The 23,631-nt window shown below is 73.8% G+C and carries 25 protein-coding genes; 12 read left to right on the top strand and 13 right to left on the bottom strand.

The features are described from left to right. The first annotated feature begins 25 nt into the window (after window positions 1–25). The gene (locus ACQEVC_RS20160; RefSeq protein ID WP_432879710.1) at window positions 26–664 is read left to right on the top strand and encodes a TetR family transcriptional regulator; all 639 of its coding nucleotides are present in this window, start codon (window positions 26–28) and stop codon (window positions 662–664) included. 21 nt (window positions 665–685) lie between these two features. Here ACQEVC_RS20160 and ACQEVC_RS20155 read toward each other — a convergent pair whose 3' ends face one another. The 3 genes from ACQEVC_RS20155 to ACQEVC_RS20145 form a co-directional block, all read right to left on the bottom strand. Then, complete coding sequence (locus ACQEVC_RS20155) at window positions 686–1,498, bottom strand: DUF2470 domain-containing protein (protein ID WP_432879708.1); 813 nt, start codon at window positions 1,496–1,498, stop codon at window positions 686–688. 98 nt (window positions 1,499–1,596) lie between these two features. Beyond that, window positions 1,597–3,387, bottom strand: coding sequence for an ABC transporter ATP-binding protein (locus ACQEVC_RS20150; protein ID WP_432879705.1), 1,791 nt, complete (start codon window positions 3,385–3,387; stop codon window positions 1,597–1,599). Then, window positions 3,384–5,414: an ABC transporter ATP-binding protein gene (locus ACQEVC_RS20145; RefSeq protein WP_432879703.1), complete on the bottom strand. Its 2,031-nt coding sequence runs from the start codon at window positions 5,412–5,414 to the stop codon at window positions 3,384–3,386. The genes ACQEVC_RS20150 and ACQEVC_RS20145 overlap by 4 nt, the downstream gene beginning before the upstream one ends. A gap of 206 nt (window positions 5,415–5,620) precedes the next feature. On the opposite strand from ACQEVC_RS20145, the gene ACQEVC_RS20140 reads away from it, so the two are divergent. Next, window positions 5,621–6,250, top strand: coding sequence for a TIGR03085 family metal-binding protein (locus ACQEVC_RS20140; protein WP_432879700.1), 630 nt, complete (start codon window positions 5,621–5,623; stop codon window positions 6,248–6,250). A 24-nt stretch (window positions 6,251–6,274) separates the two neighbouring features. Next, complete coding sequence (locus ACQEVC_RS20135; protein ID WP_432879698.1) at window positions 6,275–7,228, top strand: terpene synthase family protein; 954 nt, start codon at window positions 6,275–6,277, stop codon at window positions 7,226–7,228. A gap of 50 nt (window positions 7,229–7,278) precedes the next feature. Here the strand turns inward: ACQEVC_RS20135 and ACQEVC_RS20130 are convergent, their stop codons facing one another. Next, a complete protein-coding gene (locus ACQEVC_RS20130; RefSeq protein ID WP_432879695.1) occupies window positions 7,279–7,794 on the bottom strand; it encodes a septum formation initiator in 516 nt (171 codons plus the stop codon). A 202-nt stretch (window positions 7,795–7,996) separates the two neighbouring features. On the opposite strand from ACQEVC_RS20130, the gene ACQEVC_RS20125 reads away from it, so the two are divergent. Both ACQEVC_RS20125 and ACQEVC_RS20120 read left to right on the top strand, forming a co-directional pair. After that, a complete protein-coding gene (locus tag ACQEVC_RS20125) occupies window positions 7,997–8,689 on the top strand; it encodes a response regulator transcription factor (protein WP_432879692.1) in 693 nt (230 codons plus the stop codon). After that, entirely contained in the window at window positions 8,686–10,038 is a 1,353-nt protein-coding gene (locus ACQEVC_RS20120; RefSeq protein ID WP_432879689.1) for a sensor histidine kinase, read from the top strand. The genes ACQEVC_RS20125 and ACQEVC_RS20120 overlap by 4 nt, the downstream gene beginning before the upstream one ends. A gap of 93 nt (window positions 10,039–10,131) precedes the next feature. Here the strand turns inward: ACQEVC_RS20120 and ACQEVC_RS20115 are convergent, their stop codons facing one another. After that, window positions 10,132–10,419, bottom strand: a complete 288-nt coding sequence (locus ACQEVC_RS20115) for a helix-turn-helix domain-containing protein (protein ID WP_346262527.1) — start codon at window positions 10,417–10,419, stop codon at window positions 10,132–10,134. A gap of 66 nt (window positions 10,420–10,485) precedes the next feature. Here ACQEVC_RS20115 and map point away from each other — a divergent pair, with 66 nt between their 5' ends. The 3 genes from map (at window position 10,486) to ACQEVC_RS20100 (ending at window position 13,384) form a co-directional block, all read left to right on the top strand. Then, window positions 10,486–11,268 carry a type I methionyl aminopeptidase gene (map, locus tag ACQEVC_RS20110; RefSeq protein WP_432879684.1) on the top strand — a complete coding sequence of 261 codons (783 nt, stop codon included), beginning with the start codon at window positions 10,486–10,488 and terminating at the stop codon, window positions 11,266–11,268. Between the two features lie 284 nt (window positions 11,269–11,552). After that, on the top strand, window positions 11,553–12,056 hold the full coding sequence (locus ACQEVC_RS20105) for a PepSY domain-containing protein (RefSeq protein ID WP_432879681.1): 504 nt from the start codon (window positions 11,553–11,555) through the stop codon (window positions 12,054–12,056). Between the two features lie 68 nt (window positions 12,057–12,124). Further along, window positions 12,125–13,384 carry a DUF6891 domain-containing protein gene (locus ACQEVC_RS20100; protein ID WP_432879679.1) on the top strand — a complete coding sequence of 420 codons (1,260 nt, stop codon included), beginning with the start codon at window positions 12,125–12,127 and terminating at the stop codon, window positions 13,382–13,384. 27 nt (window positions 13,385–13,411) lie between these two features. Here the strand turns inward: ACQEVC_RS20100 and ACQEVC_RS20095 are convergent, their stop codons facing one another. After that, window positions 13,412–13,765, bottom strand: coding sequence for a hypothetical protein (locus ACQEVC_RS20095; protein ID WP_432879676.1), 354 nt, complete (start codon window positions 13,763–13,765; stop codon window positions 13,412–13,414). A gap of 347 nt (window positions 13,766–14,112) precedes the next feature. Here ACQEVC_RS20095 and ACQEVC_RS20090 point away from each other — a divergent pair, with 347 nt between their 5' ends. Together ACQEVC_RS20090 and ACQEVC_RS20085 are read left to right on the top strand one after the other, a co-directional pair. Then, entirely contained in the window at window positions 14,113–15,939 is a 1,827-nt protein-coding gene (locus tag ACQEVC_RS20090) for an AMP-dependent synthetase/ligase (protein WP_432879673.1), read from the top strand. A gap of 287 nt (window positions 15,940–16,226) precedes the next feature. Continuing rightward, window positions 16,227–17,027, top strand: coding sequence for an ATP-binding protein (locus ACQEVC_RS20085; RefSeq protein WP_432879671.1), 801 nt, complete (start codon window positions 16,227–16,229; stop codon window positions 17,025–17,027). A 124-nt stretch (window positions 17,028–17,151) separates the two neighbouring features. On the opposite strand, the gene ACQEVC_RS20080 is transcribed toward ACQEVC_RS20085, so the two are convergent. Both ACQEVC_RS20080 and ACQEVC_RS20075 read right to left on the bottom strand, forming a co-directional pair. Then, a complete protein-coding gene (locus ACQEVC_RS20080; RefSeq protein WP_432879669.1) occupies window positions 17,152–17,550 on the bottom strand; it encodes an NUDIX hydrolase in 399 nt (132 codons plus the stop codon). A 73-nt stretch (window positions 17,551–17,623) separates the two neighbouring features. Next, window positions 17,624–19,081, bottom strand: a complete 1,458-nt coding sequence (locus ACQEVC_RS20075) for a PLP-dependent aminotransferase family protein (RefSeq protein WP_432879667.1) — start codon at window positions 19,079–19,081, stop codon at window positions 17,624–17,626. 59 nt (window positions 19,082–19,140) lie between these two features. Between ACQEVC_RS20075 and ACQEVC_RS20070 the strand changes: the two genes are divergently transcribed. Both ACQEVC_RS20070 and ACQEVC_RS20065 read left to right on the top strand, forming a co-directional pair. Continuing rightward, the gene (locus ACQEVC_RS20070) at window positions 19,141–19,806 is read left to right on the top strand and encodes a YczE/YyaS/YitT family protein (protein ID WP_432879664.1); all 666 of its coding nucleotides are present in this window, start codon (window positions 19,141–19,143) and stop codon (window positions 19,804–19,806) included. A 183-nt stretch (window positions 19,807–19,989) separates the two neighbouring features. Continuing rightward, on the top strand, window positions 19,990–20,445 hold the full coding sequence (locus tag ACQEVC_RS20065; protein ID WP_318394461.1) for a hypothetical protein: 456 nt from the start codon (window positions 19,990–19,992) through the stop codon (window positions 20,443–20,445). Window positions 20,446–20,653: 208 nt separating this feature from the next. Here the strand turns inward: ACQEVC_RS20065 and hisF are convergent, their stop codons facing one another. The 5 genes from hisF to ACQEVC_RS20040 all read right to left on the bottom strand — a co-directional run bounded on the left by hisF (window position 20,654) and on the right by ACQEVC_RS20040 (window position 23,496). Then, window positions 20,654–21,424 (bottom strand): imidazole glycerol phosphate synthase subunit HisF, encoded by a 771-nt coding sequence (gene hisF / locus ACQEVC_RS20060; RefSeq protein WP_432879662.1) that lies wholly within the window; start codon window positions 21,422–21,424, stop codon window positions 20,654–20,656. A 34-nt stretch (window positions 21,425–21,458) separates the two neighbouring features. After that, a complete protein-coding gene (priA, locus tag ACQEVC_RS20055) occupies window positions 21,459–22,184 on the bottom strand; it encodes a bifunctional 1-(5-phosphoribosyl)-5-((5-phosphoribosylamino)methylideneamino)imidazole-4-carboxamide isomerase/phosphoribosylanthranilate isomerase PriA (RefSeq protein WP_432879659.1) in 726 nt (241 codons plus the stop codon). Between the two features lie 139 nt (window positions 22,185–22,323). Continuing rightward, complete coding sequence (locus ACQEVC_RS20050; protein ID WP_346262514.1) at window positions 22,324–22,650, bottom strand: hypothetical protein; 327 nt, start codon at window positions 22,648–22,650, stop codon at window positions 22,324–22,326. Window positions 22,651–22,705: 55 nt separating this feature from the next. Continuing rightward, window positions 22,706–23,326, bottom strand: a complete 621-nt coding sequence (gene hisH / locus ACQEVC_RS20045) for an imidazole glycerol phosphate synthase subunit HisH (RefSeq protein WP_432879656.1) — start codon at window positions 23,324–23,326, stop codon at window positions 22,706–22,708. Beyond that, entirely contained in the window at window positions 23,326–23,496 is a 171-nt protein-coding gene (locus ACQEVC_RS20040) for a hypothetical protein (protein WP_432879653.1), read from the bottom strand. The genes hisH and ACQEVC_RS20040 overlap by 1 nt, the downstream gene beginning before the upstream one ends. Window positions 23,497–23,631 lie beyond the last annotated feature (135 nt).

Here is a 23,631-nt window from a genome sequence, read left to right as displayed (position 1 = left end):
CGGAGGAAGGAGCACGAGGACGGCGATGGCACGACGGAGCGGACGGCGACCGGGCAACCCCGACACCCGGGAGGGGATCCTGAGAGCCGCCCGGGAGGCGTTCGCCGAACGCGGCTTCGACCACACCTCGATCCGGGCCATCGCGACCGCCGCCGGAGTCGACCCGGCGCTGGTGCACCACTACTTCGGCACCAAGGACCAGCTCTTCCTGGCCACCATCGACATCCCGTTCGACCCGCAGGAGCTGCTGCCGCAGATCGCCGCCGGTGGGCTCGACGGGATCGGCGAGCGGCTGGTCCGGACGTTCCTGCGGGTCTGGGACTCCCCCGCCGGTACGGCCGGGGTCGCGCTGTTCCGGTCGGCGGTGAACAACGAGTGGACCGCCCGGCTGCTCCGGGAGTTCCTGGAGACCCAGGTGCTCCGCCGGGCGACCGGGCTGCTCGAGATCGACCCGGCCGAGGCGCCGCTGCGCTCGTCGCTGGTCGCCACCCAGATGGCCGGCTTGGTCATGGCCCGGTACATCCTGCGGCTGGAGCCGCTCGCCTCGGCACCACCGGACGTCGTGGTCGCGGCGGTCGGGCCGAACGTGCAGCGCTATCTGACCGGGGACCTCACCCGGCTCACCGGCCGGCCGGCCGAACCCGGCACACCGGGCGGGCCGTAGCGGCGCGGCTGGATCCCGAGGTCAGCGGTCGGACCACGCCTGGTCGGCGGAGCTGGCCACCGGACACTCCCGGTCCGGGCGCTGCGCCTGGTGCCGCCGCCGGCAGAGCACCGGATGCAGCAGCTCGACCAGTTCCGCCTGGCCGGCGAGCGGGCGGGGGAAGGCGAGCCGGGCCCGGCAGCGGGTACCGCGTCCGCCGAGCGCCACCACCATGCCGTACCGGTCCAGCCGGAGCACCCGGGGCGGCGGCTCGTCCGCACCGCCCGGCGGTACGAGGTCGCCGAGCTGGCGCCGGAGGAAGGCGGCGATCTCCGGCCCGTGGTGGTCCGCGAGGTCGGCCAGCAGGTCCCGTTCCATCGCGTGCAGCGGATCCGGTTCGGCGGCGGCGTACTCGGCCGGTTCGACGTGCCGCACCGTGCCGGCACGTTCCAGCCGGATCTCCGCCGGCTCGAACCGGTACAGCGTGAACCCCCGGCCGACGTCCAGCAGGTCTCCGGTCGGGATCACCTCGGCGAAGTCGACGGCCGCCTGCCGCGCCTCGGCACCGGCGAGCGGCTCCGGCCAGCCGGAGATCCAGACCCGGCCGAGCGGCGGCGCTCCGGCGGCCGGCGGCAGGTCGCGGACGTCGAGTACCAGCGCGGTGCCCCGGCTGTCCCTGGTCGGCCGGAGGGCCGCGGCCAGGTCGCTGACGATCGAGACGAGCAGCAGTACCCGGCCGGACGAATCGGTGGCGTGCCGGACCTGGTGCGGCCCGGGCCGGTACGCGGCCTGGGCGGTGCCGGGGAGCCGACCGGCGGCCAGGGTACGGGCCACCTCCGCGGAGCTGGGCTGCATGACGTCGACCTCCGACGGGTTAGCCTGACCTTAGTAAGGGGAGGCTAACCTATCGCGCAGGCGGCGTCCATCTCGTCGCCGGCACTCCTCGCCGCTCCTCACCGGGTCTGCTCCAGCCAGGACGCGTAGAGCAGGCCGTAGACCGAACCCGGGTCGCTGACCAGCTCCTCGTGCGGCCCGCGCTGCACGATCCGGCCCCGGTCCACCACGATCACCTCGTCGGCGGCCTGTGCGGTGGAGAGCCGGTGCGCGATCGCCACCGTGGTCCGGCCCCGGGTCACCGCGTCCAGGGTGCGTTGCAGGCGTACCTCGGTGGCCGGGTCGACCGCACTGGTCGCCTCGTCCAGCACCAGCAGGTCCGGGTCGGCCACGTACGCCCGGGCCAGCGCGACCAACTGCCGCTCGCCCACGCTGAGCGCCTCGCCGCGCTCCCCCACCGGCGTCGCCAGCCCGAGCGGCAGCCCCTCCACCCAGTCGCCGAGGCCCATCTCGGTGAAGGCCAGCGCCAGTTCCTCGTCGGTCAGCTCCGGCCGGCCGAACCGGACGTTCTCCGCCACCGTGGAGTCGAAGAGGAAGCCGTCCTGCGGCACCATCACCACCCGGGAGCGCAGCGAGCCGAACCGCACCCGGTCCAGCGGCACCCCGGAGAGCAGCACCGCCCCGTCGGACGGGTCCATCAACCGGGTCAGCAGCTTCGCGAAGGTGGTCTTGCCGCTGCCGGTCTCGCCCACCACCGCGACCCGGGTCTTGGCCGGGATGTCCACGGTGACGTCGACCAGCACGGGCGGGCCGCCCGGATAGCGGTAGTCGACGCCGGCGAAGCGGATGTCGATCGGCCCGGCCGGCAGGTCGACGCCCTGCTCGCCCGGGTCCGCCACGTCCGGCGCCACGTCGAGTACGTCCAGCACCCGCCGCCAGCCCGCCACCGCGTTCTGCGCCTCGTTGAGTACCTCGGTGGCAATCTGCACCGGCTGGATGAAGAGGGTGACCAGGAAGAGGAAGGCGGTGAGTTCGCCGATCCCCAGCGAGCCGTCGACACCCAGCTTGACGCCGAGCACCACCACCCCGGCCAGGGCCAGCCCGGCGGCGATCTCGCCGGTCGAGAAGCTGACCACGCTGGTCCGGATGGCCCGCTGCTGGGCCCGGCGCTGCGCGTCGATGGTCCGGTCCAGCCGCTCGGCGGTCCGGCCGGAGACCCCGTACGCCCGGATCACCGGCGCGCCCACCACGCTCTCCGAGACCGCGGCCAGCATCGCGCCGAGCCGCTGCCGGACCACCCCGTACGCGGCGGCGAGCCGCTTCTGGAACACCCGGATCACCGCCAGGGCGGGGATGAACGCGCCGAACACCACCAGGGTCAACTGCCAGGAGTAGACCGCCATCACCACGGTCGTCACCACCACCTGACCGAGGTTGATCAGGAGGATCACCCCGCCCCACTGGAGGAACTGGGTGATCTGGTCCACGTCGCTGGTGACCCGGGAGACCAGCGAGCCGCGCCGCTCCGCCTGCTGGTGCAGGGTCGACAGGTCGTGCACGTGCCGGAAGGCCCGCACCCGTACCCCGGCCAGCGCCGTCTCGCTGACCGTGAAGAGCCGGCGCATCATCAGGTAACCGCAGATCGTGGTCACCACCAGCACCGCCGCGGTGGCCGCGACCACGATGCCGACCACCCCGATGTCCGGCCCGCCGGGCGCACGCAGCCCACGGTCGATGCCCTGCTGGATCGCCACCGGTACGGCGGCCCGGCCGACCATCGAGACCAGGGCCAGCCCGAGGGTGCCGGCCAGGCCGGTACGCAGCTCCGGGGAGAGCGCCAGCCCTCGCCGGAACGTCCCCCAGGCGCTCTCCGCCCGCTCCGGCACCGCCCCGGCCGTGGTCGTGCTCACGCGTCCACCTCTTCGCCTCGCGGGGTCGCCGGATCCTCGTACGACCGCTCCCGTTCCCGCTCCGCCTCGGCCCGCTCGTACGCGGTGACCAGCGCCGCGTACCCGGGTGTGGTACGCAGCAGCGTGGCGTGGGTGCCCCGGCCGACCACCCGGCCGTGCTCGACGTAGACCACCTCGTCGGCCAGCGCGATCGTCGCCCGCCGGTACGCCACCACCAGGATCGAGGCCCCCGGTCCCGGCGCGCCGTCGGAGTCGGTCGGCTCCGACCGCCCGCCCCGCAGCGCCGCCAGGATCGCCGCCTCCACCCTCGGGTCGACCGCGCTGGTGGCGTCGTCCAGCACCAGCAGCCGGGGCCGGCCGGCCAGCGCCCGGGCCAGGGTGAGCCGCTGCCGCTGGCCGCCGGAGAGCGCCGCTCCGCGCTCCCCGACCAGGGTGTCCAGCGCCTCCGGCAGGGCCGCCACGAAGCCGTCCGCCTCGGCCAGCCGCAGCGCCGCCCAGACGTCGTCGTCGGTGATGCCGTCCCGGCCGAGGGCGATGTTCTCCCGGATGGTGTCGTCGAAGACGAACGGCACCTGGGCGACCAGCGCGGTGTTGCCGGCGAGCGAGGCGGCGGTGAGGGAGCGCACGTCGACCCCGTCCAGGGTCACCGTGCCGGCGTCCGGGTCGACCAGCCGTACCGCGAGGGAGACGATCGTCGACTTGCCGGAGCCGGTCGGCCCGACCAGCGCCACCGTGCGGCCGGCCGGCACGGTGAACGAGACGTCGTGCAGCACCGGCACCGGCCCGGGTGCCGGCGGCTCGGCCGGAGCCGGTTCGACGAGAACCGGGTCAGCGGAGGCCGGATCGGTCGGCGGTGCCGCCCCGGTCGGCCGCGCCGCCGCCTCCGGCTGCTCGGTGGCCAGGCCCGGCTCGGCGGGGGCGGTCGCCGGCGGCGGTTCGGCCGGCGCGTACCCGAAGGTGACCCGGTCGAAGACGAGGGTGGCCGGGCGGCCGTCCCGGCGGTCCAGGGTGGTGTCGCCGTACGGCATCTCGCCGGTCGCGGTGAGCACGGACTGCAACCGGTCCCAGCCGGCGACGCTGCGCGGCAGCTCGGCGAGGACCCAGCCGATCGCCCGGACCGGGAACGCCAGCACGGTGAAGAGGAACGCCACGCTGATCAGTTCGGTGATGGTGACCGCCCCCTGCTGCAACCGGACCGCGCCGACCAGCAGCACGGCCAGGGTGCCGAGGCTGGGCAGGGTCTCCAGCATCGGGTCGAAGACGCCCCGCAGCCGGCCGACCGAGATCAGCGCGTCCCTCAGCTCGCCGGCCTGGGCCGCGAACCGGGCCGTCTCCCGGGCCTCCTGGCCCATGGTCTTGACCACCAGCGCCCCGTCGAAGCTCTCGTGCGCGATCGCGCTGACCTCGGCCCGCATCTGCTGAGCCCGGGCCTGCCGGGGTGCCATCCGTCGGGAGTAGACGACGTTCAGGGCGAACAGCGCGGGGAAGATCGCCACGCCGACCAGCGCGAGCACCCAGTCGGTGACGAAGAGCGAGCCCATCGCCGCGACCAGCATCACCAGGGTGCCGACCGCGAACGGCAGCGGCGCGATCGGGAACCAGGCCGCCTCGACGTCGGAGTTGGCGTTGGACAGCAGCGTGCCGGTGGCATGCCGGTGGTGCCAGGACAGCGGCAGTTCCAGGTAGCGGCGGGTGATCCGGCGTCGGTAGCTGGCCTGCAACCGGTACTGCATGAATCCGGCGCCGAGCCGGCGGCCGAACATGCCGAGTACCCGGCCGAGGCTGACCGCGAGCAGCGCGGCGGCGCCGAGCAGCACCGCGGCCAGGTCGGCCCGGCCGGTCTCCAGCGACGGCACCACCACGTCGCCGACGACGGCGCCGACCACGTACGCGCCGGCTATGATCAACAGGCTGTAGAGGACGCTGCCGCCGACGGCGACCGCGAAGATCCTTGGCTCGTCGCGGACCGCGTAGCCGAGGACCCTGATCCCCCGGATGAGTATGTCCCGGCTTGTCTTGCCCGCCACGCTGTCCCCCGCCGTAAGCCTCCTGCGTCCAGCTCATCCTTACTGATCAGGCGCGGGGATGACGAACCGATTGGCGTGGGTGATACCGACTCGGCCCTGATTGTGTCTGCTGTCACAACCTGGTCCCCGGTGCCGGACCGCGCGCGGGGCGGAGACGGTCGGGCCATGACGCGCCGGTCGACCGGATCAGCATTTACGATCAAGGCATGCCCCGCTACGCGGACACGGAGCGACAGTCGCTGGCCGATCTCCTCCTGGCGATCGGGCCGGACGCGCCCACGATCATCCCGGAGTGGGCCGCCCGGGACCTCGCCGCACACCTGGTGGTCCGGGAGCGCCGCCCGGACGCGGCGGCCGGCCTGCTGCTCCCGCCGTTGCGGCGGCACGGGGCACGGGTCCAGGCGGCGGTGGCCGGCAAGCCGTACCCGGACCTGGTCGAGCTGGTCCGGCATCCGCCCCGGTGGAGCCCGATGACGCTGCCGCCGGTCGACGAGCTGGCGAACCTGATCGAGTTCTTCGTGCACCACGAGGACGTCCGGCGGGCCCGGCCCGACTGGCAGCCCCGGCAGCTTCCGGCCGGGCAGCGGGCCGCGCTCTGGAAGCGCGTCCCGACGATGGCCCGGATGTCGCTGCGCCGGTTTCCGGCCGCGTTGCTGATCCAGGCACCGGAGCACGGCGAGACGACCGCCGGAGCCGGCGGCGAGCAGCTCCGGATGGTCGGCTCGCCCGGCGAGTTGCTGATGTTCCTGTTCGGCCGGCAGCGCGTCGCCCGGGTGCAACTGGTCGGTCCCCCCGCACTCACCGAGCGGTTGCGGACCGCGAAACTCGGACTCTGACCCACGGGGCGGCCGGACGTGCCGATGCGCGCCTTCGCCCTGGCGTGGCTGACCCGGCCCCCCTTCCCGGAACGGGTCAGCGCGCACGTCGGGGAGATCCGGCCGCAGTCGACCCGGTGGGCCACCGAACTCGGCCTGGTCGGCAGCTCCGCCGCGGCCCGCCGGCTGGACCGGGCGAACGCGGCCGACCTGGCCGGCCGGGCCTGCCCGGACGCCCGACCCGAGCAGCTCCGGCTGCTGGCCGACCTGTTCACCTGGCTGTTCACCTTCGACGACCGCTGCGACGACGACGGGCTGGGCGACGACCCGGGCCGGCTCGCCCCGGTCGTCGGGCAACTGCTCGACGTACTCGACCTGCGCGGCGGGCCGGCACCGCCCGGCTCGGCCACCGTCGCCGACCCGACCGCCGCCGGCCTGCACGACCTCTGCCGACGGGTGCGCGCACACGGCCCGCCCCGGCTGCTGCTCCGGTTCGCCGCCCAGATGCGGGACTACCTGCTGGCACTGCTCTGGGAGGCGGCGAACCGGGAACGGGACCGGGTACCGGCGGTGGCCGAGTACCTCCAGATGCGCCGGCACACCGGCGGGGTACGCCCCAGCTTCACCCTCACCGACCTGGCGTACGGCGGACTGGCCGAAGCCATCTGCCAGGCCGACCTGGACGCGTCCCAGCTCGACGACCTCGCCGCCGACCTGGTCTGCTGGTGCAACGACGTCTTCTCGTACGCCAAGGAACGCCGGCAGGGGCGGGACGGGCACAACCTGATCGTCGTACTGGCCCGGGAGGCGGGGCGGGAGGAACACGCCGGACTCCTCGACGCGGCCCGCCGGTTCAACGCCGGGCTGCGGGCGTACCTGAGGCTGGAGTCCGAACTGCTGGCCGGCGGAGACCCGGACACCCTCCGGTTCGTCACCGCCCGCCGAGCCTGGATCCGGGGCAGCTACGACTGGTCACTCGGGGCGGGCCGCTACCGCTGAGCCGGCCCGCCGTGCGACCGGTGCGGTCAGTCGCGGCGCGACCGGTGCGGTCAGTCGTCGTCGCCGTGCGACTTCCAGGTCGGCACCGGCCTGCCGGCCACGCACTCGACCTCGACCTCGATCCGTCCACCCGAGCCGTGGAAGGTCACCTCGGCGTCGTCGTCCGGGCCACGCTCGACCTCGCCGACCCGGTAGCCCTGGGCCGGGGTCCAGGCGGTCAGCCACACCCGCCGGCCGTCGCACTCGGCCACCACCGTACCCCCGGGGGTGGAGACCAGCCGGCGCGCGTCGTCCGCGCCGGCCGGCGAGCCCGGTGCGGCGGAGGGCGTCGGGGCCACGCTGGCGGTGCCGCCGGACGGCGTCGGACCGCCCGGCGGAACAGCGCCCGGGGCGGACGGCGGCGGGGTGGCGGCCAGTGCCCGGGCCACCTCGTCCGGACTGCGCACCTCACCCGCCGGCCCGGTCAGCCCGGCCCCGATCACCTGTACGGCCGCCAGCCCGGTGCCGGTCGCGACCAGCGCGGCGAGCAGCCAGCCGGCGACGGCGAGCAGGGTACGTCGACGCATCCTCCGATGATGCCCGCCGCCGCGTTAAGACCGGCGCCGGCGGACCCTAAGGGACCGTTAACGGACCCGTTCCGCCGGCACCGCGCGCTGCCGGTGGGTGTCCGGCGGGACGGTCGGCGACGTGGCATACGCCCACCCCGTCCCGCCGCCACGGCACCGCCGACCGGGTACCGGTGGGCGTTTCCGGGTTACCGTGCCGGGTGTGGCGCGCCTACTGCTGATCGAGGACGACCCGGCGATCCGTACCCCGCTGCTGCACGCGCTGCGCGACCGGGGGCACGCGGTGGCCGCGGTGCAGTCCGCGATGACCGGGCTGCAACGGATCCTCGACGACCGGCCCGACCTCGTCGTACTCGACCTCGGGCTGCCCGACCTGGACGGGCTGGAGCTGCTCCGGATGCTCCGCGCGGTGAACAGCACCCCGGTGATCATCGCCACCGCCCGGGACGAGGAGGCCGAGATCATCCGGGGGCTGGACGCCGGCGCCGACGACTACGTGGTGAAGCCGTTCACCGCCGCCCAACTCGACGCGCGGATCCGGGCGGTACTGCGCCGTGGCGCCGGCCCGGCGAACGGCCCGGCGGTGTTGACCGTCGGGGAACTGCGGGTCGATCCGGCGGCCCGGCAGGCGACCCTGGCCGGCGCACCGCTGGAGCTGACGCCCCGGGAGTTCGACCTGTTGCACCACCTGGCCGCTCGGGCCGGTCGGGTGGTGAGCAAGCGGGAACTGCTGACCGAGGTGTGGCAGCTCCCCTACGGCGGCGCGGACAAGACGGTGGACGTACACCTGTCGTGGCTGCGCCGCAAGCTCGGCGAGACCGCGCAACAGCCCCGGTACCTGCACACCGTGCGCGGGGTGGGGGTCCGGCTCGACGTACCCGGGACTCCGTCGTGAGGCGCCGGCTGACCCTGCTCGTCGCGGCCACCACCGGCCTGGTGCTGCTGGCCTTCCTGGTCCCGCTCGCGGTGCTGCTGCGCGGGGTTGCCGCCGACCGGGCGGTGGTGGCCGCCACCGCCGACGTGCAGGCGCTGGTCCCGCTGGTCGGCACCGCCGGCCAGGACGGGCTGCGGCTCGCCGCCGAGCAGGTCGGTGCCGCGGCCGACCGGCCGGTCACGGTCTTCCTGCCGGACGGCGCGGTGCTCGGCGACGGCGCGCCGCTGACGGACGGGGTGGAGCTGGCCGCCCGGGGCGAGAGCCTCACCGTCGCCCGGGAGGACGGCCGGGAGATCCTGGTCGCCGTGCAGGGCCGTCCGGACGGTACGGCGGTGATCCGTACCTTCGTCTCCGCCGACGAGTTGACCCACGGCGTCTACCGCTCCTGGCTGGTGCTGGCCGCGCTCGGGGTGGCGCTGCTGCTGCTCGGCCTCGCCGTCGCCGACCGGCTGGCCCGGTCGCTGACCGCCCCGATCACCGAGCTGTCGGCTGTCTCGCACCGACTGGCCGGCGCGGAGCTGACCGCCCGGGCCACCCCGTCCGGGCCGGCGGAGCTGCGCGCGGTGGCCGGCGCGCTCAACCACCTCGCCACCCGGATCCAGGAGCTGCTGCGGGACGAACGCGAACAGCTCGCCGACCTGTCGCACCGGCTGCGTACCCCGTTGACCTCGCTGCGGCTGGAGTCCGAGTCGCTGGCCGACCCCGGGGAGGCGGCCCGGATCACCGAACGGGTCGACGCGGTGGAGCGGGCGGTGACCGGACTGATCCGGCAGGCCCGGCGCCGGGGCACCGACACCGGTACCGAGCCGGTCTGCGACGCCACGGCGGTGGTCCGGGAGCGGGTCGCGTTCTGGACCGTACTGGCCGAGGACACCGGACGGTCGCTCGGCCTCGACCTGGCCGATCGCCCGCTTCCGGTACGGCTGCCCGCCGACGAGCTGGCGGCGGTGCTGGACGCGCTGCTCGGCAACGTCTTCGCGCACACCCCGGACGGGACCGGCTGCACCGTCGCGCTGGCGCCGCGCCCCGGCGGCGGTGCGCTGCTGACGGTCACCGACAGCGGCTCCGGACTGCCACCGGCCCTGGTGGGTCCCGCCTCGACCCCGCTCGACCAAGCCGGGCTGGTACGACGTGGGGCGAGTGCCGCCGGCTCCACCGGGCTGGGCCTGGACATCGCCCGCCGGGCGGCCCGGGCCAGCGGCGGCCGGTTCGAGCTGTCTGACGCGGACGGTGGCGGCGCCCGGGTGGCGGTCGTCCTCGGCCCGCCGCTCGCCGCCCGCCAGTCGCCGTCCGGGACAGCACCGAGCTGACCTAGCTGTCCTGACCGGGGACGTTGATTGAGATCTGCGCCGACACGATCTCTCTCCGGTAGCGGAGAGTGTGGCCTCCACGAGGCCGAGCGGTCACGCGGCGCGAGGGCTGGAACTCGACGATTCGGCACCACCGTCGGGCTGGTTGATCTCAGCCCAGACCACATCGAGGGAAAGGCTGAGGACATCGGCGATCGCCGCGATGGTCGGGAAGGCAGGGGTGGCCACCCGACCAGACTCGATCTTCCGAAGGGTCTCCGGCGAGACACCTGCGTCCAGCGCGGTATCGAGCATCGAGCGTCCGCCCCTGGCGCGACGCAGCAGGGCGCCGAGGCGCTGCCCGCGCTCGACCTCTGCGGGAGTGAGCGGCAACCTGACCATGGCTCCAATTCTAGTACCGGGATAATATGGCCGGGATAGTTATTGGTCGCGCGAGGAAGGCGCCAGATGATCGAGATCCTGAGCCCGACGGAACTGCCACGAGCGAAGGAGACAGGTGCCCTGGTCGCCGGCATCCTGCAGACCCTGAAGAGCCGTAGCACGTTCGGCACGAACCTCCTGGACATCAACCGGTGGGCCAGGGACATGATCGCCGAGGCCGGGGCGCTGTCCTGCTATGTCGACTACGAGCCGTCCTTCGGGCGCGGGCCGTTCGGGCACTACATCTGCACGTCGGTCAACGATGCCGTGCTGCACGGACTGCCGTACGACTACCCGCTCGCCGACGGCGACCTGCTGTCGCTCGACCTCGCCGTGTCCAAGGGCGGAGTCGTCGCGGACTCCGCCATCAGCTTCATCGTGGGCGACTCGAAGCCCTCGGAGAGCGTTGCGATGATCGACGCGACCGAGCGCGCATTGAGCGCGGGGATAGCCGCGGCCGGCCCCGGAGCCCGCATCGGTGACATCTCCCATGCCATCGGCTCGGTCCTCAGTGCGGCGGGGTATTCGATCAACACCGAGTTCGGCGGTCACGGCGTCGGATCGACGATGCACCAGGACCCGCACATCTCGAACACGGGGCGGCCCGGTCGCGGATACAGATTGCGCCCCGGACTGCTGCTGGCGCTGGAGCCGTGGGTCATGGCGGACACCGCCGAGCTCGTCACCGATGCCGATGGCTGGACACTCCGAAGCGCGACAGGCTGTCGGACGGCGCACAGTGAGCACACCATCGCCATCACCAACGACGGAGCCGAAGTTCTCACCTTGCCGAAACGGGCGCAACCGTGAGGTGACGGCCGGCCGGTTCCCCGCTCCCCGCAGGTCACCACCGCATCGTCGCTGAGCTGAAGGGGCTACCCGGCCCGGCCCGCCGGTGTCGGCCGGGTCGAGGCCCGCCGGTGTCGGCCGGGTCGAGGCCCGCCGGTGTTTGCCGGGTCGAGGGTGGTGGCACCGGCCCGGGTCGCACTCTTTACCGGGGCTTAGCGTTCGCACAGCGCGCCGCTATCCCGATCCCGGCGAAGCTCTGTCGAGAAATCCGGAACAGGTGTTCCGCGACGATGGAGGAGACTGCGATGCGGCGTAAGACACTGGTCCTGAGCATCGGCGGCGCGCTGGCGGCGGCCGCCGTCGTGGGCACCGCGATCGGGGCCAGCGCGGCGGAGGGCGAGCGGCAGGGGTTCGGCGCCGTCGCCACCACCGCGCCCGGTGAACCGACGCCCGGCGCCGACCCGACGGGTACCCCCGGTGCCGGCCCGACCGGCGGTCCGACGACGGTGCCGAGCGGCACGACGTCGGGCACCCCGACCGGTTCGCCCGCCCCGACCGGCGCCGCGCCGGCCGGATCGGTCGACTCGGCGCGGGCGGTCCAGATCGCGCTGGCCAGCGCCGGTGGCGGCCAGATCGAGGAGGTCGAGCGGGAACAGGAACACGGCCGGACGGTGTGGAGCGTCGAGTTCGTCAAGGACGGCTGGGAGATCGAGGTGGACGTGGACGCGACCACCGGCGAGATCGTCAAGACCGACCGCGACGAGGACGACGACCACGGCGACCGGGACGACGACCGCGACGACGACTGACCGGGTCGGCGGGGCGGCCGGTGTCGGCCGTCCCCCGCTGTCCGGGGGTGCTGTTAGCGTTCCCGGCCGTGGAACCTGGAGACGACGCCGAGGAGTTCGGGCACCTGGTCGAGGAGTACGTCCGGCGGCACGTCGCGCTCGGCGAGCTGCCGTACGACGCGATCGTGGTGGGTGCGGTCGAATACCTGGACGACGAATACGATCCGGTGCGGGTCGAGGCGCTGGCCCGGGAGGTGGCCGCCGCGGAGTTGGCCGCGCACGCCGCCGCGCAGGCCGGCTGGCCGGAGCCGACCGACAGCGACCGGCTCACTCTCGCCTTCCGGGCCCTGGACGCGGCCGGGATCGTCGCCCGGGAGAACTTCACCTGCTGCCAGAACTGCGGCCTCGCCGAGATCGGCGCCGAGGTCGCCGACGGCGAGACGCCGCGCGGGTACGCCTTCTACCACCAGCAGGACGCGGAGCGCGGCGCCGACGGCGAGGCCGTCTGGGTCGCGTACGGGCTCTTCGAGCAGCCGCCGTCGGCGGAGATCGGCGCGGAGGTGGCGGCGGCACTGCGCGAGCACGACCTGCCGGTGGACTGGGCCGGGGACACCGGAGCCCGGATCCGGGTCCCGCTGACCTGGCAGCGGCGCCGTACCGGCCGGCTGGCGGCCTTCCCGCCCCCGGTCGACGACGACGTCACCGTCGAGATCGAGGTCCCCGACGCCTGGCGCGGGGTGTACGCCCCGACCACCGGGCCGATCTCGGCCACCCGGCTGGCAAGTCTCTATCTTCCCTGGCTGCCCGCCGGCACCCGGCTCGGCATCACGCTGGACGGCGCTACCCTCAGCGTGCGGCGGGACTGGGACACCCTGGTCGGCTCCTTCGCCGCCCCCGACCGGCCCGACTCCCGGGTCGACCGGTACGCCGGAATGACCCTGGTCCGGCAGCTCCGGTCCGGCGGTGCCGCCGGCACGGCGCCGGACGGACCCGACGGCGCGTCGGGGGTCGGCGGCGACGGCGGGCTGGTGGAGGCGACCTGGGAGCATCCGGCGGGGCACGAATACCAGGGCGTGCCACTCACCCCCCGGGAGAGTGTCGACCTGCTGCGCCGGATGCCGGTCCGCACCGGTGCCTGGGCCTCCTTCCTCGGCCGCTCCGGCGGGATCGTGCAGATGCGGTGGGCGGAGCGGAGGCTCTGGCTGGAGACGCCGGATCCGGAGGCGGGCGCCTCGCTCGGTCGGCACGTGACGATTCCGGAGGCCGAACGGATGGTCGGCGTACTCGCGGTCGAGGACCGGGTCGCGGTGGCCGAGCTGGGCGACCTGCGTACCGTGCCCTGGGCCTGACCCCTCGGCGGTCCCGCGCCCGGGCGGTCATCCGGCCGGCGGCACCGCCCCGGCCCAACCCGAGGTCGCGTCGATCAGTGCCCGGCGCCCGCTCGTCGCCCCGGCCGCGGCCGGCGGGCCGGCGACACAGGCGCCCCGGTGCCCCTCCCGCTCGCCGCACCGGCCGGTGCCGAGCAACAACCGGTCGCAGAACACCCGGTACCGCTCGTGTTGCGCGTCCTCGGCCGAGACCGTGACCTCACCGGCGTCGAGTTCCGGCAGGAAGGCCAGCGACTCGGTCAGCCGCGCGGCCAGTTCGGTGGCGGCCTGCAAAGTGGGTACGGCAACCGGAAGGTGGATGACATGGCCCGGCGCCGCGTCGCCGCGACCGGGACTTCCCATGACCGGCCCTGCATGACCCATGGTTGATGACCCTCACCCGTGGTTGATGACCTCCGCGCCCTGGTCCGGCGGCGCTTCCTGTCCGGCCGACCTGGGCCGACGCCTCGATAGCTTAGAGACGTACCCGGAAATTTCGGGTTTGCCACTCGGACCCGATCCCGGCTGGCCCCCGGAAAGGGCGAGGTGGGCGGCGTCGACCCGGTCCGGGGCCGTCGACGCGGCCCGATCGGTAAGGGCAGCCGGACCGATCGGCACTAGCCGAGGCGCGGGGGCACCCAATACTCTCTGGTAACCGCGATTTAACGTGATCACCGTCACGCGACGATATCCCGGAGGCACCCCCCGCCATGGCACTCGACGTCCCCTACCGGTCCATCCCCGACATGTTCCTGAAGCGTGTCTCGGCCACCCCCGACCGGGACGCATTCGCCCACCCCGCTCCGGACGACTCCGGCCCGGTCTGGCTGAGCTGGGCGCAGGTCGGCCAGCGCGCGAAGGCCATCGCCGCCGGGCTGCGCGGCCTCGGCGTCAGCTCCGAGGACCGGGTGGCAATCCTGGCCAACACCCGGCTCGACTGGGTCCTCGCCGACCTCGGCATCATGTGCGCCGGTGGCGCGACCACCACGGTCTACCCGACCACCGAGCCGGAGGACACCGCCTTCATCATCGCGGACTCCGGCTCCAAGGTGCTGATCGCCGAGAACGCCGACCAGGCCGCCAAGATCGCCGGAGTGGAGCTGCCGGCGCTGACCCACGTCGTACTGATCGACGGACCCGCCGACCCGGCCGCCACCCCGCCGCAGCTCACCCTCGCCGATCTTGAGGTGCAGGGCGCGCTGGCCCTGGAGAACGACCCGGATCTGATTGAGCGGGTGGTGGCCGAGATCGACCAGGACCACCTGGCCACGTTGATCTACACCTCCGGCACCACCGGCCGGCCCAAGGGCGTCGAACTGCTGCACGCCGGGTGGTGCTGGGAGGGCGTGGCCCAGGCGCAACTGGGGCTGATCAAGGCGGAGGACCTGCAATATCTCTGGCTGCCGCTGTCGCACTCGTTCGGCAAGACGCTGATCTGCGGCGTGATCCACGTGGGCATGCCGACCTACGTCGACGGCCGGCTCGACCGGCTGGTCGAGCTGCTCGGCGTGGTCAGGCCGACGCTGATGTGCGGCGCGCCCCGGATCTTCGAGAAGGTCTACAACCGGGCGGTCACCACCGCGCAGACGGGAGGCGGTGCGAAGGCGAAGATCTTCGCCTGGGCGGTGCGGACCGGCAAGCACAAGGTGTCGCTGGAGCAGGCCGGCAAGCCGGTCTCGGCCGGGCTGCGGCTACGCTACGGGCTCGCCGAGAAGCTGGTCTTCAGCAAGCTCCAGGCCCGGCTGGGTGGCCGGATCCGGGTACTCGTCTCCGGCGCCGCGCCGCTGAGCCAGGAGATCGCGCACTTCTTCGCCGCGGCCGGCCTGCCGATCTCCGAGGGGTACGGGCTGACCGAGACCAGTGCCGGAAACTTCGTCAACCGACCCGGAGCGCTCAAGATCGGCACGGTCGGCAAGGCCATGGGCGACCTGGAGTGCCGGATCGACTCCGACGGCGAGATCCTGCTCCGCGGCATGCCGGTGATGCGCGGCTACCACAACCTGCCCGCGGAGACCGCCGAGGCGTTCACCCCGGACGGCTTCTTCCGGACCGGTGACATCGGCGAACTCGACGGCGACGGCTTCCTGAAGATCACCGACCGGAAGAAGGACCTGGTCAAGACGTCGGGTGGCAAGTACATCTCGCCGTCGCACATCGAGGGCATGTTCAAGGCGCTCTGCCCGTACACCTCACAGGTGGTGGTGATCGGACAGGCCCGCAACTACTGCACCATGCTGGTCACCCTGGACGCCGACGCGATCGCCACCTGGGCCGCCGGTGGTCCCCTCGCCGGCCGCCCGTACGCCGAGATCGTCGGCTCGGCCGAGGTGCGCGCCCTGGTCGACGGCTACGTCGCCGAGCTGAACCAGAAGCTCAACCGCTGGGAGACGATCAAGAAGGTCACGGTGCTGACCCGCGACCTGACCGTCGAGGACGGCGAGATGACGCCGTCGATGAAGATCAAGCGTCGTGCCGTGGAGAGCAGCTTCAAGACGGAGATCGACCAGATGTACCAGGGCACCCTCGCCCAGATCTGAGCCCGTCCGAGATCCGACCCCTCCCCCCGGGATCGGATCCGGCACCCCAACCGGACCGCCGCGCGACCCGCGATCGCGCGGCGGTCCGGTGCTGCTCCGAGGGGCCCTGCCGTCCGGAGCGCTACCTGCTGTCCGGCCTCGGCTACCCGCTGGACAAGGTGACATCCGGGCTGCTTCACCGGGGCGTCACCGGGGTAAGAACAGGGTCAGGTGCACGGCGGGCCGAGTCGGGTGGCCGGTCGTGGCGGTACGCGGGCGGCTAGGGGGTTCCGGTGATGGTGACCACGGTGGCAGCGCACGTGGAGACCGGCGCCTTGGTGATCACCATGGCGGGCCGGTGGAGCGTCGCCCAGGCGTACACACTGCAGCGGGCGATCTCGCGGTGCGCCGCGCACCACCCGCCGTACGTGGCCGTCGACTGCACCCGAATCGCTCCGGACAAGCTGCTGCCGACCCTGCTGCCGGCGTTGGTGATGCTCCGGGAGTCGTGCCGGCGCGGCATCACCGTGCTGGTCTGCGCGCCGGCCTCGGCGCTGACCGTGCTGGTCCGCCGCCTGCCGACCCGGCGGATCCGGCTCTATCCCCGGCTCACCGAGGCGCTCGGCCGGGTCCGGCCCTATCCCGTTCCGGCCCGCGCCCGCCAGGCCCATTGCCGGCTGGCGCCGGTGCCCCAGGCGGTGAGCGTGGCGCGCGGACTGGTCCGGGAGTGCTGCGAGCGGTGGCGGCTCTCCGACGTCACCGAGGACGCCCAACTCATCGCCTCCGAACTCGTGGCGAACGCCGTCGAGCATGCCGGCACCGACATCGACCTCACCCTCTGCCACCACCGGCAGCGGCTCCGGATCGCGGTCGCGGACCGGCACCCCGGCATACCGGCGCTGCCCCGGCGGAAGGCGGCCCCGGATTCGCGGCAGCCGCTGGCCGTACGCGGTCGCGGGCTGGCCATGGTGACCCGGTCGGCCGCGACCTGGGGCGTACTGCCCGGCACCGATGGCAAGATCGTCTGGGCCAGCCTGGCGGCCACCCCGACGTCCCGGCTGCGCCTGCCCAGCCTGGTCACCGTCCCCCGGGCCGGCTACTCCGCCTGACCGACGAACCGGGCGGCCGGGACACCGGCGAGGTACCCGCGGCACCCGCCACGTCGCGTCGCGGCACGCACCCGCCACGCGGCACCGGGCGGATCCCGGGGAGGTGTGTGCCGGATCGGCGGGGTCAGCGAAGTTCGCCGGTGCCGTGGAGGTGGTCGAAGATGACCTGGTCGACCGGAGAGACCCGGTGCCGGTCGGCATAGCCCAGCCAGACGATCTCGGCGATCTCGTTGGCCGGTCGCAGCACGCCCCGGTAGTCCGCCGCGTAGCAGGTCATCCGGACGACCGTACCGGCCGGATGGCCGTGTGCCGGCGCCTCGAAGACGCCGGCCGGCTCGGCCGTGCCGGGAACGATCGCGACGCTGAGTTCCTCCTCGATCTCCCGCACCAGGGTTTCGAGGTCCGTCTCGCCGGGCTCCCGCTTGCCGCCCGGGAGGTAGTAGACGTCCTTGCCGTGCGAACGGGAGCTGAGGATCCGGCCCTCCTCCAGCCGGATCCAGGCAACCTTGTCGATCATGGTCACCCGGCCGATGATCGCAGGCCGGCCGGCCGGACACCCCGGCAGGGTGCGCCGCCCGGCCGGATCCGCCAGGCGGTCAGGCGATCACCACGGGCTCCCGCCAGAGCGGGCGTTCTGCCCGGTCGATGTCGTAGCGGACCGCCGCGATCCGGCGTACCGCCTCGGTCAGCTCGGCGGCGGGCAGCGTGAACGGCAGCCGGAGGAATCGTTCCAGGGTGCCGTCGAGGCCGAACCGGGGGCCGGGCGCGAGCCGTACCCCGACCTCCTCGGCCGCCCGGGCGAGCGCGCTGGCGATCGGTCCGTCCAGCTCCGCCCAGAGCGTCACCCCGCCCGCCGGAGTACGCACCCGCCAGTTGGGCAGCTCCGCCCGGAGCGCGGCCAGCAGGGCGTCGCGCTGGGCCGCCAGCTCCACCCGGCGGGCCGCCACGATCGTCTCGGCGTCGGCGAGCAGCCGCACCGCGACCAGTTGGTCCAGCACCGGACCGGCCATGTCCACCCCGACCCGGACCGCCGCCAGCCGCTGCACCTGGGGTGCCGAGGCACGGATCCAGCCGATCCGCAGGCCGCCCCAGTACGGCTTGCTCATCCCGCCGATGGTGACGACCCGGGAGTGCCGGTCGAAGACGGCCGTCGGCGGGGGCACCTCGGTGCCGTCCAGAGCAAGGTCCACAAAGGACTCGTCGACCACCAGGTCGGTGCCGCTGGCGTGCGCGGTCGCCACCACCCGCTCGCGCAGCTCGGCCGGCATCAGGTGACCGGTGGGATTCTGGAACTCGGGGATCAGGTAGGCGAGCCGGGGACGGGTCTGCCGGAAGCTGCCCAGCAGCAGGTCGGCGTCCCAGCCCGTACCCTCGGTGGCCAGGCCGTGGGTGGCGATCCGGGCGCGGCGGGCGGCGAGCGCGGCGAGCGCGTTGGGATAGGTCGGCGACTCCACGAGTACGCTGCCGCCGGTCGGCAGCGCGAGCCGGAGCACCAGGTCCAGAGCGTGCTGCACCCCGTTGGTCACCATGATCTGCTCAGGACTCGTGGCCAGGCCACGCTGGGTGTACGACCGGGCCACCGCCGCGCGCAGCTCGACGATCCCGGTCGGGTGGTATCCGGCGCCGCCGAGATAGCGCGGCAGGTCCTCGGCGGCGGCCCGGGCGGCCGGGGCGAGTGCCGCCGGGGCGGCCAGCGCGGCGCAGCCGAGGTCGATCATGTCCAGGTCGTCCTGCGGGGTCCAGAGTCCCGAACTGGCCACCCGGTGCCCGTCCGGCAGGGTGGTCCAACTGCCGGCGCCCCGGCGGCTGTTCAGGTGCCCGCTCTCCCGCAGTTCCCGGTAGGCGGCGGTGACGGTGGTCCGGCTGACCCGCAGCGCCTCGGCCAGCTCCCGCTCGGCCGGCAGTCGTACGCCCAGCGGCAGCCGGCCGTCCGCGAGCAGCCCGCGCACCGCCCCGGCCAGGGCGACGTAGTCGGGGCTGCGGCGGCGGCCCGGCAGCGCGTGCCACTGCCCGAGCATCCGGCCGAGCTGTGCGCCTCGGACGAGGCTGGTCATAGCCACTTCACCTCGATTGGCACTTCATGGCGACTGGATTGGCCCTCAGAGTGGCATGCATGGCAAAAATTGGCAACCGTGGCGACCGGCTCGCCCGGCGGCTCGGACAGCTCTACGTCGGCCTGACGCTCTACGGGGTCAGCATGGCGCTGCTGGTCGAGGCGTCCCTCGGGCTCGACCCCTGGGACGTCTTCCACCAGGGGCTGTCCGAACTCACCGGAGCCTCCATCGGCACCGTGACCATCGCCGTCGGTGCCCTGGTGCTGCTGCTGTGGATCCCGCTGCGGCAGCGTCCCGGCCTCGGCACGGTGAGCAACGTCGTCGTCATCGGGCTCGCCGTCGACCTCGCACTGGCCCTGCTGCCAACCGTCGAGGCACTACCGACCCGGATCGGCTTCCTGGTCGCCGGCATCCTGCTCAACGGGATGGCGACCGGCCTGTACATCGGCGCCCGCCTCGGCCCCGGCCCGCGCGACGGCCTGATGACCGGGTACGTCGCCCGCCGCCCGCACCGGTCGCTCCGGCTGGTCCGTACGGTCATCGAGCTGACCGTACTGGCGATCGGGTTCGCCCTCGGCGGCCAGGTCGGGATCGGCACGGTGGCGTACGCCCTCGCCATCGGCCCGCTGGCGCACGCCTTCATCCCGATGTTCACCGTGCCGCCGGCGTCGCGGCCCGACCCCGGCGACCTGACCCGACCGGTCACCGAGGCCGGTACCGGCTGACCCGCGACACAGCCACTCCGGCGCCGGGGAGACAGGTGCCGGCGGGCGCACGACGCACGGTCGGAAAAAGATCGTCGATCTGCACCGGATCATCCCTCGTGGAACGAGGGTCGCCCCGGTTCGGCGGAATGAACCGGTGCACAACGGTTCCGTCGGATGGCGCGGCACGGCATCATTTCCCCCATGGGGGATGAGGGATGGCGTTGGTCCGACGCATGGATCTTCGTATCGCTGATCATCGCCGGCGGTGCCGGCCGGCACCGCCGGTCGAGCAGCACCCGCCGGCCGGAAGGCGTCCGGCTCGCCGACGTGCTCTCCACCGCTGACCATCTCAACCGGGCGCTCCCGGCCCGTCACGAGATCGAGGCCGCGGTGCGCCGCCTGGTGGGAGCCGGGCTGATCACCGTCTCGGACGGCTGGTTCCGGGTCACCTCGGCCGGCGAGCACCTGTGGCGTACCCGGCCGCACGGTGGCCTCGCCACCACGGTCGAGACGGTGCACGGGGTGCTGACCCGCCGGCACTCCCCCGGCAGCCACGACTGGGAACTCGCCGAGGACGAGCACGCCGCGGCGGTGCAGGAGTACGCCGCCCGGTTCACCCTGCCGATGCCGCGCCGCTCACCGGAGAACGGCGGATAGTCCACCGAGCCGACCTCCGGGGCGCCCGGCCTGCCGTCCCCACACTGCGGCGGTTCCGACCCCCTCTCCCGCCCTCGCGACCTCCGGGGCAGCCGGGCAACTGACGCGCGCCCGCGCAGGCGTGCGCGGGCCGGCTACCCCAGGGGGATGAGCGCCGCTTTACCACCCCGGCGGTAACGGCGGGCGGGCCGGCGGAACCGGCGCGGAGTCAGCGGACCGGATGCCCGGCGCCGCGCAGTGCGTCCTTGACCTCGCCGACGCTCAGCTCGCCGAAGTGGAAGACGCTGGCCGCCAGGACCGCGTCGGCGCCGGCCGCCACCGCCGGAGGAAAGTGCGCGACCGCGCCGGCCCCGCCACTGGCCACCACCGGTACGTCCACCACCCGCCGCACCGCGCCGATCAGCTCCAGGTCGAATCCGGCCTTGGTGCCGTCCGCGTCCATCGAGTTGAGCAGGACCTCCCCGGCGCCCAGCTCGGCGGCCCGGGCGGCCCAGCCGACCGCGTCGATACCGGTGCCGCGCCGGCCGCCGTGGGTGGTCACCTCGAACCCGCTCTCGGTGCTGCTGCCGGCGGGGGTACGCCGCACGTCCAGCGAGAGCACCAGCACCTGCCGCCCGAACCGCTCGGCGATCTCGGCGATCAACTCCGGCCGGGCGATCGCGGCGGTGTTCACCCCCACCTTGTCCGCACCGGCCCGGAGCAGTACGTCGACGTCGGCGACCCGCCGTACGCCGCCGCCGACGGTGAGCGGGATGAAGACCGTCTCGGCGGTCCGGCGTACCACGTCGAGCATGGTGCCCCGGTCGTCGGAGGAGGCGGTGACGTCGAGGAAGGTCAGCTCGTCGGCGCCCGCCTCGTCGTACGCCGCGGCCAACTCGACCGGGTCGCCCGCGTCCCGCAGGTCGACGAAGTTGACCCCCTTGACGACCCGCCCCGCGTCCACGTCCAGACAGGGGATCACCCGTACCGCCACCGTCATGGCCCGAGCCTAGCCGTCGCCGCCACGCACGCCGTCACGCCTGCGCCAGCACGGCGAGGGCCTCGGCCACGGTGAACGCCCCGGCGTAGAGCGCCTTGCCGGCGATCACGCCCTCCACCCCGATCGGTTCCAGCGTGGCGAGCGCCCGCAGGTCGTCCAGGGTCGAGACGCCGCCGGAGGCGATCACCGGGGCGTCGGTACGGGCGCAGACCTCGCGCAGCAGGTCGAGGTTGGGCCCGCGCATCGTGCCGTCCTTGGTGATGTCGGTCACCACATACCGCGCCGCGCCTGCCTTGTCGAGCCGCTCCAGCACCTCGAACAGGTCGCCGCCGTCCCGGGTCCAGCCCCGGGCGGACAGGGTACGGCCGCGCACGTCCAGCCCGATCGCCACCCGGTCGCCGTACTCGCCGACGACCCGGTCGCACCACTGCGGGTCCTCCAGGGCGGCGGTGCCGATGTTGACCCGGGCCGCCCCGGTGGCCAGCGCCGCCCGCAGCGACCCGTCGTCCCGGATCCCGCCGGAGAGTTCCACCGAGACGTCGAGCCGACCGACCACCTCGGCCAGCAGTTCGGCGTTCGAGCCCCGGCCGAACGCGGCGTCGAGGTCGACCAGGTGGATCCAGTCGGCGCCGTCGCGCTGCCAGGCCAGGGCCGCCTCCAGCGGCTCGCCGTAGCTGGTCTCACTGCCGGCGGCGCCCTGGACCAGGCGGACTGCCTGGCCGTTCGCGACGTCGACGGCGGGAAGCAGGGTCAGGCTCAACGTGCTCTCCTCGGTTGGCGAAAGAGTGGTGGTCGACTGGCCGACGGGTCGGCGGGAAACACGGCGGGCCGGGGCGTGGGATCCGCCGGGCCGTCCGGCCGGTACGGCGATCGACGGGTCGGAGGCATCTGCCCGGGGCTCAGGTCCGGCGGCCCAGCGCGATCACCACCACCGCCGGCAGCACCAGCAGCAGCAGCGCGATCAGGCCGAGCCGCAGGGCCAGGTCGTCGACGAGCAGCCAGATGCCGATCACCGCCGCCACCGAGAGTACGACCACCCCGGCCCGCTCACCCCGGCTGCGCCGCGCGAACAACCGCCCGGTACGCCGGTCCGGCAGTCGCGGGGCGAGCCGGCGCAGCAGGGCACGCCGGCGCTGGCGGCGGGCCACCTTCCGGGCCCGGGCGGCCCGCTCCCGTTCCGCCTCGGCCAGCCGGACCGCGCGGCGCCGGGCCCGTTCCTTGCTCACCGGGCGACACCTGACCCGGCACGGCCCACCGGGACGCCCCCGGTCCGGGGCGCGGTCACAGCGTGGCCAGCCAGTTGCGCAGCAGAAGCCGGCCGGCCTCGGCGGACTTCTCCGGGTGGAACTGGGCGGCCGACAGCGGCCCGCGCTCCACCGCCGCCACGAACCGTCCACCGTGCTCGGCGGTGGTCGGCAGCGCACCGGCGGCGGCCAGTCCGGCCGCGTCGGTCGGGGCGTAGGAGTGCACGAAGTAGAACCGGGCGTCGGCCGGCAGGCCGGCGAAGAGCCGGGACCCGGGCGGCGGTGCGACGGTGTTCCAGCCCATGTGCGGCACCCGCTGGGCGGCCAGCCCGGTCACCCCGCCGGGCAGCAGCCCGAGCCCCTTGGTGACGACGCCGTGCTCCTCGCCGTACTCGAAGAGGACCTGCATGCCGACGCAGATGCCCAGCACCGGGCGGCCCGCCGCGACCCGCTCGGCGATCACCGGACCGGCCCGCAGCGCCTCGATCCCGGCCATGCAGGCCGCGAAGGCGCCGACGCCGGGCACCACCAGACCGTCGGCGGCGGCCGCCGCGTCGAGGTCGTCGGTGACCGTCACCTCGGCGCCGGCCCGGGCCACCGCACGCTGCGCGGAGCGCAGGTTGCCCGAGCCGTAGTCCAGCACCACCACCCGGGGCATCAGCCGTCTCCCGGAAGCAGCCAGAGCACGCCGCCGGCCGCAGCCAGCAGGGCAAGCACAGTCATCAGGCCGAGAACGGCGCGGGACGAGCCCTGGCGCCGCATCGACCACAATCCGCCGATCAGCACACCGGAGAGCGCAAACAACGCCACCGGCAGCAGAGAGTTCACCGAACGAACAATAGCCGCCGCCCGTGGCCTAACGAAATCCGACTCGACGGTAGCGGGACGGACACCCTTCGCGCCGATATCATCGCCTCCATTCGATCCGCACGGGAAGTCCGCCGCACCAAAGGAGACAGGCCC

This window comes from Plantactinospora sp. CA-294935 (genome assembly GCF_050936445.1).
Classification (GTDB): Bacteria; Actinomycetota; Actinomycetes; order Mycobacteriales; family Micromonosporaceae; genus Plantactinospora.
This window is presented reverse-complemented; position numbering and strand designations above follow the sequence as displayed.

Coding starts and splice junctions, on each gene's coding strand:
- hisF (WP_432879662.1), bottom strand. CDS start 21,424: ATGACGGTGGCGGTACGGGTGATCCCCTGTCTGGACGTGGACGCGGGG.
- ACQEVC_RS20115 (WP_346262527.1), bottom strand. CDS start 10,419: ATGGTCAGGTTGCCGCTCACTCCCGCAGAGGTCGAGCGCGGGCAGCGC.
- ACQEVC_RS20090 (WP_432879673.1), top strand. CDS start 14,113: ATGGCACTCGACGTCCCCTACCGGTCCATCCCCGACATGTTCCTGAAG.
- ACQEVC_RS20105 (WP_432879681.1), top strand. CDS start 11,553: ATGCGGCGTAAGACACTGGTCCTGAGCATCGGCGGCGCGCTGGCGGCG.
- ACQEVC_RS20095 (WP_432879676.1), bottom strand. CDS start 13,765: ATGGGAAGTCCCGGTCGCGGCGACGCGGCGCCGGGCCATGTCATCCAC.
- ACQEVC_RS20160 (WP_432879710.1), top strand. CDS start 26: ATGGCACGACGGAGCGGACGGCGACCGGGCAACCCCGACACCCGGGAG.
- hisH (WP_432879656.1), bottom strand. CDS start 23,326: ATGCCCCGGGTGGTGGTGCTGGACTACGGCTCGGGCAACCTGCGCTCC.
- ACQEVC_RS20155 (WP_432879708.1), bottom strand. CDS start 1,498: ATGCAGCCCAGCTCCGCGGAGGTGGCCCGTACCCTGGCCGCCGGTCGG.
- ACQEVC_RS20070 (WP_432879664.1), top strand. CDS start 19,141: ATGGCAAAAATTGGCAACCGTGGCGACCGGCTCGCCCGGCGGCTCGGA.
- map (WP_432879684.1), top strand. CDS start 10,486: ATGATCGAGATCCTGAGCCCGACGGAACTGCCACGAGCGAAGGAGACA.
- ACQEVC_RS20140 (WP_432879700.1), top strand. CDS start 5,621: ATGCCCCGCTACGCGGACACGGAGCGACAGTCGCTGGCCGATCTCCTC.
- ACQEVC_RS20130 (WP_432879695.1), bottom strand. CDS start 7,794: ATGCGTCGACGTACCCTGCTCGCCGTCGCCGGCTGGCTGCTCGCCGCG.
- ACQEVC_RS20135 (WP_432879698.1), top strand. CDS start 6,275: ATGCGCGCCTTCGCCCTGGCGTGGCTGACCCGGCCCCCCTTCCCGGAA.
- ACQEVC_RS20075 (WP_432879667.1), bottom strand. CDS start 19,081: ATGACCAGCCTCGTCCGAGGCGCACAGCTCGGCCGGATGCTCGGGCAG.
- ACQEVC_RS20065 (WP_318394461.1), top strand. CDS start 19,990: ATGGGGGATGAGGGATGGCGTTGGTCCGACGCATGGATCTTCGTATCG.